10 protein-coding genes and 1 pseudogene are annotated in these 12,762 nt (G+C 66.7%); 2 read left to right on the top strand and 9 right to left on the bottom strand.

Annotated elements, in window-relative coordinates; translation table 11 throughout:
* Nucleotides 1-45: 45 nt before the first annotated feature.
* Entirely contained in the window at nucleotides 46-711 is a 666-nt protein-coding gene (locus FPZ12_RS09385; protein ID WP_144759252.1) for a hypothetical protein, read from the top strand.
* A gap of 559 nt (nucleotides 712-1,270) precedes the next feature.
* Here the strand turns inward: FPZ12_RS09385 and FPZ12_RS09380 are convergent.
* The 7 genes and pseudogenes from FPZ12_RS09380 to FPZ12_RS09350 form a co-directional block, all read right to left on the bottom strand.
* Complete coding sequence (locus FPZ12_RS09380) at nucleotides 1,271-1,951, bottom strand: hypothetical protein (protein WP_144759255.1); 681 nt, start codon at nucleotides 1,949-1,951, stop codon at nucleotides 1,271-1,273.
* Nucleotides 1,923-3,992, bottom strand: a complete 2,070-nt coding sequence (locus tag FPZ12_RS09375; protein ID WP_243769762.1) for a recombinase family protein — start codon at nucleotides 3,990-3,992, stop codon at nucleotides 1,923-1,925. Before FPZ12_RS09375 ends, FPZ12_RS09380 begins: the two co-directional genes overlap by 29 nt.
* Before the next feature lie 19 nt (nucleotides 3,993-4,011).
* Nucleotides 4,012-4,287 (bottom strand): hypothetical protein, encoded by a 276-nt coding sequence (locus tag FPZ12_RS09370; RefSeq protein WP_144759258.1) that lies wholly within the window; start codon nucleotides 4,285-4,287, stop codon nucleotides 4,012-4,014.
* A 93-nt stretch (nucleotides 4,288-4,380) separates the two neighbouring features.
* Complete coding sequence (locus tag FPZ12_RS09365) at nucleotides 4,381-5,520, bottom strand: DNA methyltransferase (RefSeq protein ID WP_150980247.1); 1,140 nt, start codon at nucleotides 5,518-5,520, stop codon at nucleotides 4,381-4,383.
* 38 nt (nucleotides 5,521-5,558) lie between these two features.
* Nucleotides 5,559-5,765: pseudogene (locus tag FPZ12_RS47065) on the bottom strand (DNA methyltransferase); the annotation flags it as partial.
* Nucleotides 5,766-6,128: 363 nt separating this feature from the next.
* On the bottom strand, nucleotides 6,129-7,016 hold the full coding sequence (locus FPZ12_RS09355; RefSeq protein ID WP_144761662.1) for a helix-turn-helix transcriptional regulator: 888 nt from the start codon (nucleotides 7,014-7,016) through the stop codon (nucleotides 6,129-6,131).
* Nucleotides 7,017-7,080: 64 nt separating this feature from the next.
* Nucleotides 7,081-7,884, bottom strand: a complete 804-nt coding sequence (locus tag FPZ12_RS09350) for an SDR family oxidoreductase (RefSeq protein WP_144761664.1) — start codon at nucleotides 7,882-7,884, stop codon at nucleotides 7,081-7,083.
* Between the two features lie 259 nt (nucleotides 7,885-8,143).
* On the opposite strand from FPZ12_RS09350, the gene FPZ12_RS09345 reads away from it, so the two are divergent.
* Nucleotides 8,144-10,408, top strand: coding sequence for a hypothetical protein (locus tag FPZ12_RS09345; RefSeq protein WP_144761666.1), 2,265 nt, complete (start codon nucleotides 8,144-8,146; stop codon nucleotides 10,406-10,408).
* Here the strand turns inward: FPZ12_RS09345 and FPZ12_RS09340 are convergent.
* A complete protein-coding gene (locus FPZ12_RS09340; protein ID WP_144761668.1) occupies nucleotides 10,350-12,002 on the bottom strand; it encodes a hypothetical protein in 1,653 nt (550 codons plus the stop codon). The two genes, FPZ12_RS09345 and FPZ12_RS09340, sit on opposite strands and share 59 nt — an antisense overlap.
* 310 nt (nucleotides 12,003-12,312) lie before the next feature.
* The gene (locus FPZ12_RS09335) at nucleotides 12,313-12,483 is read right to left on the bottom strand and encodes a LysR family transcriptional regulator (protein WP_243769771.1); all 171 of its coding nucleotides are present in this window, start codon (nucleotides 12,481-12,483) and stop codon (nucleotides 12,313-12,315) included.
* Nucleotides 12,484-12,762: the final 279 nt, after the last annotated feature.

Here is a 12,762-nt window from a genome sequence, read left to right as displayed (position 1 = left end):
GGCGGCTTGAGGCGATCTTCGCGCGCCGTGTGGCAGACTGCTGCCGTGTTGCACGATCTGAGCGCTGTCGGCGCTGCGCTGGTCGGCGAGGCCGACCTGATCGTGCTGTCGTGTGCCCGCCGGCAGGGCAGCTGGCTGACGTGGGAGGGCGAGATCCCTGACCTTCAGCCCCGCGCTGTGGCTGATGGTCAGGTTGATCCGTTCGCCTACCTCAGGTGGGTTCTCAGGAAGAACTCCGGCCTCGCGGTCGCGGCGTCCGGGATGTCGCGCCGGGAAATCACGAGCCTCGTGGTCACAGCTACGGGGTCTGGCAGAACGAGTTTGCGTTTTGCGCTGTCTCGTCAGATGGCAGAGTTGGGCGGGCTTACGCACTGGGAGGTGTTCTTCAGCGATCCGGCCAGCGGTGAGCTAACCGCATATCTGGCGTTCAGTCCGCCAGCGGAAGCTCGTCGGCTGGTCTGGGGCTCAGCCTGGAGCCCGCAGCAACTCATCGTCGACTTTCTCCGGCGCGTGGCGGCGCTCGGACGTCGCGCAAGTTCCGCCCACAGCTCACGTACTGCGCTCATGGCACTGGCTGGCGGGCGTACGTGCGAAAGATCAGCCAGGCCGCCCGGACGCGTCGTGGCATCTTCCCGCCGCCCGCCCCGCGGACCTAACTCTTCCCGCATGACCACTTCCCTGGCCATGCGGGTAGGCGCGCATCTGACGTGATCCGTCACGATGCCGCTCCCGCTCATTTCGTAGGAGTCGGCATCGATGTCTCTCCCTTCGTACCTGACGGTTCTGGGAGCCCCGGCAGCCGTCGTGCTGGTGGCATTCGGTCTCACGATACGGACGATCGCGAACCGCGCAGCCTCGATCATCAGCGCGCTCGACGATTGGTATCTCGCGCGGGACCGAAAAGCAGCCCGGAAACAGGCGCTGTGCGGAAAAACCGTTGAGCAGCAGGCGATAGGACTCACCGTACTAACCTTGTTGCACACGGGTGATGTCTCTCAGAGGCGGCAAGATTCGGACCGTGACCCGCCTCGCCGGAGACCTCGCGAGTAAGGCCACCGGGCCGAGCTTGCCTACGCACCGCCCGCTATGGAGCTTCACTCGATCGCACCCGGACGGATGCCGAAGCTCGAACATGCCGGTTCGACTTTGCTTGGGGATAAGGCGCCAGTTGTCTCGCTGACGTGTGTCGGCCAGTCTATGCGTTGCACCACAGAGGCACGTCGAGTGAATCACCATCGAGGCGTTCGTGGCGGCAGGACTGTTGCCGAGTTTACTGTGGCGGGCCTGCGTGGGCCGGAGTACTTTCCGCGCGAACGGCCGATACCAGAAGTCTTGACGTCTGCGCACCGACCCGAAGGCGTTTCCGGAGCGTCTCGGCCGAGATCGGCCTCTGGGCCCGCCGCCAGTGCTCGCTATCCGCAGCCCGGGCGCGGTCCAGCAGTTGTTGATCAAGTCCAGCTGAATGGAGGGTCGCTGGCTTCGTCCACGGCTCGGTGGGCGGGACAGACGGCGGAGTTGACGGCAGCTTGACGGGTTCGGCCTCATTGCTTGCACTGCTGAGCGCGCGAAGCAGACCTGGGCCAGCCTCTGCCCAGCCGATCAACAAGAGTGGGCCGACCGAGTCGAAGGCCGCCTTGCCCCACTGGCCAGTGCACACCGGATCGGCGATGTTCAACAACAGTGTCACTGCACTGGCCGCCAGCAAGAGGCGGCGTGCTGATCGCAGCGCGTCGTTGCTTGCGCCGGACAGGGCCAGGTGTCGAGTTCCGACGAGCAGCCCCAGCACGGTCAGGTCGACGGCTGGCGCGACCAGCGGCGCCACGAGCACTGGTACCTGCAGCTTCAGCGCCAGGTGCAGCACGTTCCCGAACCCGAACAAAAATGTGAGCCCGATGACCAGCCCCATCGTGATCGTGACGAACCTAGCGACGCCCTGCGAGCTGGCGTTCATGACGTGCCGCTTCTCCTCCGCCGACGCGGTCGCTGACCCCGGGCGGTGGCGGAAAACCGCAGCTTACAAGGGGTTTCGCTTCGTGAGGATGCTGTATGAACCTCGTCGGGGGTACATACAGCAACCCCGCAAAGAACGCCTGCTCGCCGAGCAGGCGTTCTTTCGTTGTGGGCATGGCTTGGCCCGTCCTTTCTGCTTGGGCGGTGATCTGGGGTAGATCGTCGGCGGGTAGCCGGATCTCGATGTGCACCTCGTCACTGTGGTCGGTGACGTCGGTGAGGTGCACGCGGAGCTGAAGTGTCTCGAACAGCGTCCTGAGCTGCTCCTGGGGTGCCTCAGCGAGGTTGAACGTCAGGTAGGGGAGCGCGTCAAGCAGGGCGATGTCGTCTTCGCCGGGCTTGCTGCGCTCGTTCGTGGCGGCGGCGTCGAGGTCTGCCGCGGCGGCGATCGCTGCCCTCTTCTGTGCCTCGAGTTCGTTGTAGGTGGTTCGAAGTCCTTGGGTGAAGGGATCGTCGGGGTCACCGGTCTGGGCTTGGCGGAGGACCGAGGCCTGGCGGCGGCCGAGGTCGGTGATCACGCGGTCTAGGCGTTCGCGTTCTGCCGCGCGGTGCTTGGCGGCGTGGTCGTCGATTCCTTCCAGGTCCGCGGCGAGGATGGTGTGTCGTTCGGGTCCGAAGACGCGGTCGGAGAGGAATTGGGCGATCGCGTCGAGGAGAGATGCCTCGCGAAGTTGGGCCATTCTGGGGTGTGTCTGGTAGATGTCGGGCCGGCCGCGGTTGTTTTTCTTGAGGCCGCACTTGTAGTAGGCGATGTTGTGCCGGTGGTTGCCGAGCATGCGGCGTCCGCAGCGGCAGAAGAACATGCCGCGCAGCACGTAGGTTCGCAGGGTTTCGGGGTGCACGTTGAGTTCGTTGTCGTGGCGCGAGCCGCGGCGGGCTTGGCGGCGGGCGTTGAGTTCGTCGTACATCCACTTCGGAATCAACGGCTCGTGAACAGGCTTGGCTGACCAGACCCACTTGATCGGGTCGTTGACCTTGCCGTGTTTGGAGCGCATCGCGCGGCGGTTGAAGACTTGGTAGCCGGTGTACTTCGGGTTGCGGAGGATGTCGGCCACGCTGCTCTTGGACCAGGCGTTGCGCGCTCGGGTGCTGCCCGTTGGTTGTGGCGGCGGGTACCGCTTCAGATCGGCGTTGAGACGATCGACGATCGTGTCGTAGCCGAGTCCTTCGTGATAGCGCCAGTTCGCGGCTTGCGTGACCGTCTCGGCACGGAGCCCGTCCGGTTCGAGCCTGCTTTTGGTGTGCCCCTTCTCGGCCTTGGTCGGGTTGGGGTGTGGGAGGACTTTTGCCTTGTAGCCGTAGGGTGGTTTGCCGATGTTGTAGCCCTCGCGCACGTGGGTGCACAGTCCGCCCCAGGACTGTTCGAGCGTGTTGAGGACTTCGTATTCGGCGATGGACTGGTTGATCCGGCGCTGCAGCACACGTTGCGCGCGGCTGCCGGACAGGGTGATCGGCTCGTTGGAAGCGAATAGCGGAACGTCGGCACGTTCCAGCGCCCGCTCGACCGTCAACCCCTCGAAGGCGCGGCGCGCGACACGGGAGATGCTTTCGCAGATAACGACGTCGAAGCCGCGCGCGGGCTGTTCCGCGTCGGACAACAGATCCGCGATCCCGCCGTCTCGGGCGATCGGGATGTCGAAGCGTTCGTAGTTTTCCTTGCGTCCTCGTTGGTCGAGTTCCATGCGGCCGGACTCGACGTCGTAGAAGTGAGCGACGATCACCCACGACTCCGGCAGCGCCGTCTTGCAGTTCCCGAGTTGTCGCACCAGTGATTGGCGCGGGTCTTGCTGGTCCTCAGTGGACGTTCGTCCGAGGAACGCCACGCGGACCTCATCGCGCATCAAGGCTGTCGTCGAGACGCCGAGCGGTGATACCGCGTAGTCGGAGAGGCCGGAGGGACCTGAGATCGGGATGGGGTTCATGCCGCGCCGCTCGATGGCTGGGGCTGGCGGGTTGACGATGAGGTCGTCCTCGATGCTCATGGTGTTTCTCCGCGGGCATTCACGCTGCGCGCTCCTGGTTCTCTTCGGTGGCTTTATCCACTTGCTGCTGCTGTGCAGCCCACCGCAGGAGGTCGGCAGTGATCGAGGCGAGTTCGCGGCGTAACCGGCGTCCTTCGGCTCCACCCACGCGGATGGCGGTGCCGACAAAGCGACGCGAGCGCGTACGGTGGCCCGATTGCCGGTAGGTCCAGGCCGGGTCGGTTGTGGAGCGTCGGGGGAACGGGATTACTACGGCGTTTTCGGTAGTGTCCGCGTTCTCGCGTTCGCTGTTCACCAGCCACTCCTCCCTTGCGTGGGCCCGAAAGCGTAGCGTCGATCGTCGGAAAAAGGAGGCCCCAAACGAGTGGCCGGCTCGGATCAGCGTGATTCATCCCGCCGTCCGGTCGCTCCCGAGCGCAGAGATCCGGTGTCGCGCGATGGCGTGGTAGCCGGGGTTGGTGTCGATGCCGGTGAACCGGCGGCCGAGTTCACGGGCCGCGATGCCGGTGGTGCCGCTGCCGCTGAACGGGTCCAGGACGTGACCGCCGGGTGGGCATCCGGCGGCGATGCAGCGACGCGGGATCTCCACCGGCGAGGGTGCTGGGTGTCCGGTGCGTGACCGGTCCGGCGGGATGGTCCACACATTGCCCGGGTTGCGCCCACGCTGCCCGTGCGCCGGGGTGCGGGGCCAGTTTCCTGGTGCGGTGTTCGGCTTGTTGCCGCCGCGGTGGGCTCGGCGGGACAGTGCGCGGTCGCCGGTGTAGGGCTGTCGGATTGCATCGAGGTCGAAGTAGTAGTCCGGCTGTGTGACGAACAGGAAGATCGTCTCGTGGCGAGTCGCGAGGCGGTCGTGGATCGGTGTGGGGTTGGTGTGTGGCTTGTGCCAGATGACTGCCGAACGCAGGATCCATCCGTCGCCTTGGAGCGCGAGGGCGAGTCGCCACGGCATGCCGAGGAGGTTCTTGTGCGGCACATCGGCTCGAGGTCGATACCGCGGTTGTCCTGCTTGGCCCGGCTCGGTGCACCGGTAGCCGTCGGAATTGGTGGAGTAGCTGTCGCCGAGGTTGATCCACACCGTCGCCCGCGGGGTAAGCACCCGGCGTGCGGCGGAGAACACCGCGCGCAAGGTATCGAGGTATCCGGCGGCCGTCGGTTCCATCCCGATCTGGAGATGTGCCTGTGTCGCATCGGGGGCGTAGCTGCGTAGGCGCCAGTAGGGCGGGCTGGTGACAAGACAGTCCACCGACGTGTCCGGTAGCTCCGCGATCCCGGCTTGCGCATCCGCGGTGATCAGGGTGAAACCGTTGTCCTGCGGGGAGTTCTCCTGGAGCGTCATGCCGCGTTCTTCTCGCCGGTCGAGCACGATGCCGCCGGGCGGGGAGCCGGCGGCGATGCACCGCAACGGTATGTCGACGGGGAAGGCGGCGAAGTGTGCTTCGCGCAAGGGGCGCGTCGCGATGGGCCAGACGTCGCCGGGGTTCTTGCCCCTCGACTGTGAGGCGGAGTGCCGTGATCCGGTGGGGAGCATCGCGTCGCCGTGGGGCTTTCCGGCGAACGCTGTTGTCGGTCCGTCGCGGTTTCGCCGGTCGGTTCGCGGATTGGGTCGAGGTTGAAGTAGTACTGCTGCTGTTTGGTCAGCAGGAACAGCATTTCGTACCGGGTGGACAGTCGGTCCCGGACGGACTCGGGCATGGCGTTGGGCTTGTGCCACACGATGGCGTTGCGCAGGATCCACCCGCCGGCCTGCAGCGTGAAGGCGACTCTCCACGGCATGCCCAGGAGGTTCTTCGCAGGCAGCACCCCCGTGCGCGACCCCCAGCACGACGCACGGATTCCCGCAGCGGTAGCGCCGCAGCGCGGCCCGACAAGGTGCTTGCTCGCATGGGGCTGCCGGTGCGGCCGGGCAGACTGGCCGAATACGAATCGCCGAGGTTGAGCCACACGGTTCCGCTATCGGCCAGGACACGGTGCAGTTGCGCGAAAACGCCGCGGAGCCGATCGACGTGGTCCTGGGCGTCGCCGCCAGGCCGTAATCCCGTAATCCCCAGGTCGCCGCGTAATGGCGGGAAGGTTGGTGGCCAGCGATGAGTAACGGTGGTGGGCGCTGACTCGGGCGGACTGAAAGGAGAGGGAATATCAGCGGAGCGCCTGGTTCTCGGTCGCCAGCTCCTGGCCGGCCGCCCACGACGCCAATACGGCTAGACCGTCCGCGGTCGCCGTGCCGACGGGTGCGGTGTAGACGTTCAGGAGCAGGCCGGGTTCGGCGGGCATCTCCATCGACTCGACATCCAGGTCGAGCCGTCCCACCACCGGATGGTGCACACGCTTGCGTCCGGACCGGTGGAGCCGGACGTCTTGCGATGCCCACCGCCGCCGGAAGAGTTCGCTGCGCGTCGACAATTCGCCGACCAGGGCGATCAGCCCCTCGTCGTGCGGATCGCGGCCGGCTTCCATGCGTAGCTTCGCGGCCACATCGGAGGCGATTCGGTCATAGTCGACGAAGAACGATTTCGCCGCTTCGGGCTCCAAATACACGAACCGCGCGGTGTTCGCCGGTCGTCGCGTGTCGGCCAGCACCGGTGAATACAGCGCGCGGGCAAGGTGATTCATGGCCAGCACGTCATAACGGCCATTGCAAATCCACGCCGGCGCATCGGTGACGGCGTCGAGCACCCGCTGAAGCGCTGGACGCACCGTCACGGCGGGGCGCCGGCGGCGTGGACCGCCGGGCGCCCTGGACTGCCGCGCAAGGTGGAACAGGTGATCGCGCTCGGCCTCGTCAAGGTGCAGGGCAGAGGCCAACGCGTCGAGCACCCCGTCGGAGGCGCCGGCGAGGCTGCCGCGCTCCATACGCACGTAGTAGTCGACCGACACCCCTGCAAGGAGAGCTACCTCTTCGCGACGCAGACCCTTGACCCGGCGGTTGCCGCCGTACGCGGGCAGCCCAGCCCGCTCCGGCGTGATCCGCGCACGACGCGAGCTCAGGAACTCCTTGATCTCAGTACGCGGATCGATCATGGCCACCCCCTCACCGTAGGCCCTGTCCACAGACGAAGGGAGGCCCTGCCGGTACCCCCGACGGCGACGCCTAGGTACCTGACGCGGTCGTGGCGATGCCGCCGTCGACCGGGATGATGGTGCCCGTGAGGTAAGCCCCGGCCTGGCTGGCGAGGAACACGGCGACACCCGCCATGTCGTCGTCGCGGCCGAGCCGGCGCAGCGGGGCCTTCGCCGCGATCGTGTCGCCGATGGCATCGAGCGTGGCCGCCATCATCCGCGACGGGAACGGTCCCGGGGCTACCGCGTTCACCGTGACGTGCTGTGGTCCCAGTTCCCTGGCCAGCACCCTGGTGAGTTGATGGAGCGCCGCTTTGCTGCCGGCGTAGGAATAGTTGGGCGACCCGGCGACGTGGATCGCGGCGATACTGCCGATGTTGATGATCCGCGCGGGATCATCGGCGGTGCCCGCCCGGCGAAGTGCGGGCAGCAGCGCCTGCACCAGCCAGAACGGCGACTTGAGGTTGAGGTCGATCACCGCGTCCCAGGCCTCGTCCGGGAACGTCTCCAGCGGCTCGCGCCACATCGCTCCCGCGTTGTTGACGAGGATGTCCAGGCGTTCCGAGTCGGCCTGGACGAGATCGGCCAGGCGCTGACACTCGTCGTGCCTGGACAGGTCGGCGGGGATTGCTTGCACATCACCGAATTCGGACAGCACATGCTGTGCCTCCGCGCACGCGTCGGCCTGACGCGAGCTGACAACGACACGGGCGCCAGCCTGCAGGAGGCCGCGCGCGATCATCATTCCGATGCCCCTGGTGCCGCCAGTGACAAGTGCGTATTTCCCACTCAGATCGAAAAGATCCGCGTGAGCGGTGAACCGGCTTTCCGCCATCGGTTTTCGTTCCTTCTGCCGTGCGTATTCATGGAGTGGACTCGAACACGTTGACAGGCGTCCCGGACACCCGGGAGATCCTGGTGATACAGGTACTGTGAGAGCCACCCTTGCCTGGTGTGCTGCAGGCTGATTCGGGTCTGTTGGTGTCACGCGCGCCTCGATCGTTGACGGCTGGCCCACAGGGCTTCATCGGCTGTGAACGGTCCGTCGCGCTCTGCTAGCGTGTTGGGTCCGCGTCGCGACAGGGGGCTGGTGCATGACCGGGGTTTTGGAGGCTGTTTCGGGCGAGGTCGCGAAGGTCGCCGCGACCGCGGTACTGGGAGGTCTGGACAAAGGGGCACGGAAACTCTTCGACGTGCTGCGAACGAAGTTCCCCGCCGTCCCCCAGGATCCGGCCGAGCTGCGTCAAGGCGTGTTGACGTTCGCCCTCGCCGATCCCGGGTGGGCGAAGGATCTCGCGACAGCACTCGCGGCTGTCGGCTCCGGCGAGGTGGTGTCCGGGGCGCCTCGCGGGATCAGCGACTTTCGTGATCGCGTCGATCAGGTCACGAATCCGCCGGCGGGCGGGGTGAAGCTGATTGTCGCGCCCAGCGGATACGGGGGAACCGAACTGGCCCGGCAGCTGGCCGACCGCGTTCAGGAGCAGTACCCGTCAGGCCGGGTGGAGCTCGATCTGCGCGAGTACCGGGTGGGGGACGAGACCGATATCGCCGGTCTGAAACAAGAAGTCCTCAAGCGGTGCGGCATCCCGGAAGGGGAGATCGCCGTTGACGACGCCCGGCTCGACGACCAGTTTTCGTCGGTCCTCTTGACGCGCTTGTGCGTGGTGGTGCTCGACAATGTGACTTCGGCGCGGGAACTGGAGGTGTTCGCGCGGTTCCAGGCGAATCTGACGCTGGCCACGACGGCTGTGGCGACCCGTGATCTGCGGGTGCTGGACCCTCGGCCGATCCTGTTGCAGGGCCTCGATCCTGAGGGCGCTATCGAGATGCTCGCCGACTTCGCCGGTGACGTGCGCCTTGCCGACGAACTGCCCGAAGTGCACGAGTTGCTGGCACTGTGCGACAGGATGCCGCTGGCGATCCGGGAAGCCGGGTTGACGCTGGCCTTGCGGACCGGCGAGGCACGGCCGGTGGCGGGCTTGCTGGCCGAGTACCAGGCCGCCGGCGTGGTCGGTGCCGAGGCCGTGGTGGCGGACGCGGTCCGGCGCACGTTCGACGCCTTGGCGCCCGAGGCAGTGACCGCCTGTGCCTTACTGGCGGATTTTCCCGGCGGCAGGTTCACTCGCGACACGGCCCTGGTGTACCTCGGCGAGGATCGGACGCGAGCGGACGCCGCGTTGTCCGCGCTCATTGAGGCACAGCTGGTCGAGCGGCGCGTGCGGGCCGGGTACAGCTTGACCCGGCTGGCGCGTGACCATGCGAGAACGCTTCCGGCGGACCGCGATGCCGCCTTCGAGCGGCTCTTGCGGTACGTCCGCGACAACGTCGTCGCCGCTGATCTGGAAGGAGACCGCGAGACCGGGTTGCAGCGCCTGCGTGAGTACGACGTGCCGGGTGAGTTGCGCTGGACGCTGGGTGGTGATCGATTCGACTGGCTCGACCGGCATTTCGGGCTGATCGCCGCACTGGTCGAGGCAAGCTGCCTCCGTCGACGGCACGTGGACGTGTGCCAGCTGGCCGGTGCGGTCGAGGTACTGGTGAACCAGCGTTGGCGCTGGCGCGAGTACGCCGAAATCTGTGACTGGGCCTTGCAGGCGGCCAAGGCTCTTGACGAGCAGGCGCGGCAGGACGGGCATGACAAGGCCGCGTTGCTGGCCAGGACCTACCAAATGCGGGCCAGGGCGCGTTTCTTGATCCGGTGGTTCGAACTGGCGGAGGCGGATCTGAGCGAAGCGCACCGGCTTGCCGGAGAAGCAACGACGCCGGAATGGCCAAGAAAGCGCTTGCAGGCCTCTGTCGCCGAGTTCTGGGGGCGGCTGCGGGAGGAACAGGCCGACGTGCTCGCCGCGTCCGGTGGCGATCCACGCGTGATGTTGTCCGGTGCTGTCGACTGGTTCCGTAGCGCGGTGTCGATCGACGACGAGCTTGGCGATCGCGCTGCTCTCGCCATTCACCTGAGGATGCTCGCCGCGACACTGGTCAAAGTCGGCTATCTGGCGGAAGCACTGGCGTGCGCGACCCGTGCGCTGGAGTTCGCCGTGGGCCGCAATCGCGGCAGGGTGTACACCGTTTTCGCGAAGGCATATCTCGCGTTGGGCGACACTATTCACGCCAGGGAATCGCTCCAAAATGCCCGGAGCGAGATGGCCAGCGCGCGGGCGCAGCAGTACGAGTGGGAGTTGCGCGAGATCGAGGCCCGGTTGCTGGTGGCAGAAGGGAACGTCGAGGCGGCCCGCACCGCGTGGGGAACTCTTGCGGATGACGCGTTCAAGATCGGTCACCCCCGGGCCAATGACTACGTCAAAGCATTCGGCTTGCTACCGCCACCGTCCGGGCGCCGATGGCGATTTCCCTGGTAGCCGCGGCGCCACCGAGGTAGACCAATGAGGCCGCCAGCAGCGGATCCAGGTCGGCCGAGGCGAGCGAGGACTCACGAACCGCACCGGCGCGCGTCATGGTCAGGCACCGTCCGTCGTCCAGGCGCGCCGCGGCCACTCGCGCTTCCGGCCAGCGGCGCAAAGTCGTGGTGGCCCATTCCCGGAAGTGGTTTTCCTCGGATACTCGCAAATCCGTGAAGACGACCGCCGCGCTCGAGACTTGCCGCAGTGTCGCGTGAGTGGCGTGCGCGACGATATGCCGATGGTCCAGGGTGTGTTCCTGCGTTGTCACAGGGTGGCGCACGAGTCGGAGTTCATCGCCCTGCCTGGCAGTTCCCGCCACGAACGCCGCGATCTCTTGCTTTTCCTGAGGCGGCACCGGATGCGGGGGAAATTCGGGCCATCCCGCCGGTTCCGGCAAGGCCATCAACTCATAGAGCGCTGACCGCAGGATCCTTGCGGACTGGCCCCGTGCGCTCACGGCCTCGTCGATCACGTCGCTGTACTCGCCAGGGTGGTGCTCGGCCACAGCTCTCTCGATCTGGGCGTTCAGCGGCTCGTCGTGGCGTAAGCGCGGGGAACGACTGACCAAAGTGGACATGGGAGACCCTGGAACCGTTGTCGGCGCGGGTTCACCGGCCAGCAGCAGCGGACGATCGGCCGCGGCGGCGTACAAGGCGACGGAGCCTTCGTCGGTTATCACGCAGGACGCCCCCATGACGGCGGCCTGCCAGCCTGCTTCCGGCGGGATGACCCGCAGTCCGGCTCGCCGTGCCTGGGAAAGCCAGTGGTCGAGCTGCCAGGGACTGTGCGCCGCGGTGATCCCTGGATGCATGATCGCGCAGACCGCGACTTCGTCGTGGGGAAGCTGTGCGACAAGCCGCAGTGGCAGTTCCGGGTCCGTCCCGAGCAGGGAATGCGGTCCCCAGGTGGAGGCCAGCGTGACCACGGCCCGCCCGCGGCGGCCGAGCGCCGTTCGGTAGCCGTCGTGCCGGTGGCGGCTGGCGAGGATCCGGTCCAGGCAAGGATCGCCGACGACCAACGAGCGCTTCGCGGCGTCGGGGGTCAGGCGGCGCAGCTGCTCGCGTTGCGCGACATGCGACAACCCGAGCACGGCCGGGATCACCTGGCCATCGTGGATCAGGCGATCGGGATTCATCCCGGCCACGACCGCGGTGCCGGGATAGAACTTCTGAAACCCGAACCCATGCGGAAGAAGCACGAGCGGTGCCTGGATCAAGTGCAGGTCGTCGTTCTCGCTGGCCGCCAGCGCGAGATCGAACCGGGTCGCGATCGCCTGCTCCCACGGCAATATCGTGGCGCGGAGGGCCCGCAAGGTTTCGGAGACGCCGGAGCCGAGTATCGCCGGCCTGGTCTCGTCGAAGGTGAACACGACCTGGACCCGGTGATCGTCTTCGAACAGCGACAGGACATCCAGGAGCCGGGTCAGGGTCGCGACCGTGCGGACCAGGACCAGAACCCTGCGCTGGAAACCCACCGTCACCCAGTGATCGAACCGGCGGTCAACCGGAACTTTCGGCCAAAACGACGGGGGGGGGGAGCCCCTATTCGACATCACCGGACCGAGGTGTGCCAGGCCTCTCGGATCGGGTACGTGGCGGTAACGGCATGTACTCAGCGTACGTGCGGTCGTAGGTGCGGATTCGAGCGGCCAGCGCTGACGGAGATGCCGCTCACGATCACCGGGTGTTGCCGGGGCGAGGGAGGCTCGTCCAGCTGCCGCGGGACTCGCTCCACACCGTCCTTTATGTATTGGTCAAGGACGTGCCGGTCAGGATGTCGCGAGTTGGGCGCGGACACCGCGAGGCACGCGCAGGCCGCGCCTGCGGAGGTGGTCGAGGAATAGCGCGGTCAGCACGATTTCTTCATCGGCGACGAGGGTGATCGTGAAGCGTCCGGGCGCGGGAGCGGGCGATAACGCTACGTCCGGCGGGGGTGAGCGTGACGCCTCTGGGTTCTCGGCGTAGCAGGGGCGTCCGGGTCTCGCGTTTCGTTGATGCGAGCTGGTGGGAGACAGCGGGTTGTGAGGAATGCAGCAGCAGCGCGGCCTGGGTGATCGATCCGGCGCGGCGCGGCCCGCGATCTGGCGCACCGGGGTATCACGGTCAATGTCGTCCAGCCCGGTTTCGTTGACACCGAAGGAAACCCCCACCTTCCGGCAGGCGAAAACCGCCTGCCGGAAGGGCATCCGCGGGTCAGGCGCTTTCGTAGAGGCGGGTGAGGACGTATTCGTGGTGGCCCATGACTTCGGCGCTGGTGAGGCGGCCGTTGATGGTGCGGTCGATGGTGGTCATGAGGTGGTCGCCGGCGGTGGT

The organism is Amycolatopsis acidicola (assembly GCF_007713735.2).
GTDB lineage: Bacteria > Actinomycetota > Actinomycetes > Mycobacteriales > Pseudonocardiaceae > Amycolatopsis_E > Amycolatopsis_E acidicola.
Note: the sequence above shows the minus strand (reverse complement) of the source record. Positions and strands in the feature narration are given on the sequence as shown.

What these genes read in the sequence shown, in the direction of transcription:
- FPZ12_RS09380 (WP_144759255.1), bottom strand. Translation starts at nt 1,951, where the DNA reads ATGAACGCCAGCTCGCAGGGCGTCGCTAGGTTCGTCACGATCACGATG.
- FPZ12_RS09375 (WP_243769762.1), bottom strand. Translation starts at nt 3,992, where the DNA reads ATGAGCATCGAGGACGACCTCATCGTCAACCCGCCAGCCCCAGCCATC.
- FPZ12_RS09365 (WP_150980247.1), bottom strand. Translation starts at nt 5,520, where the DNA reads ATGCTCCCCACCGGATCACGGCACTCCGCCTCACAGTCGAGGGGCAAG.
- FPZ12_RS09350 (WP_144761664.1), bottom strand. Translation starts at nt 7,884, where the DNA reads ATGGCGGAAAGCCGGTTCACCGCTCACGCGGATCTTTTCGATCTGAGT.
- FPZ12_RS09345 (WP_144761666.1), top strand. Translation starts at nt 8,144, where the DNA reads ATGACCGGGGTTTTGGAGGCTGTTTCGGGCGAGGTCGCGAAGGTCGCC.
- FPZ12_RS09340 (WP_144761668.1), bottom strand. Translation starts at nt 12,002, where the DNA reads ATGTCGAATAGGGGCTCCCCCCCCCCGTCGTTTTGGCCGAAAGTTCCG.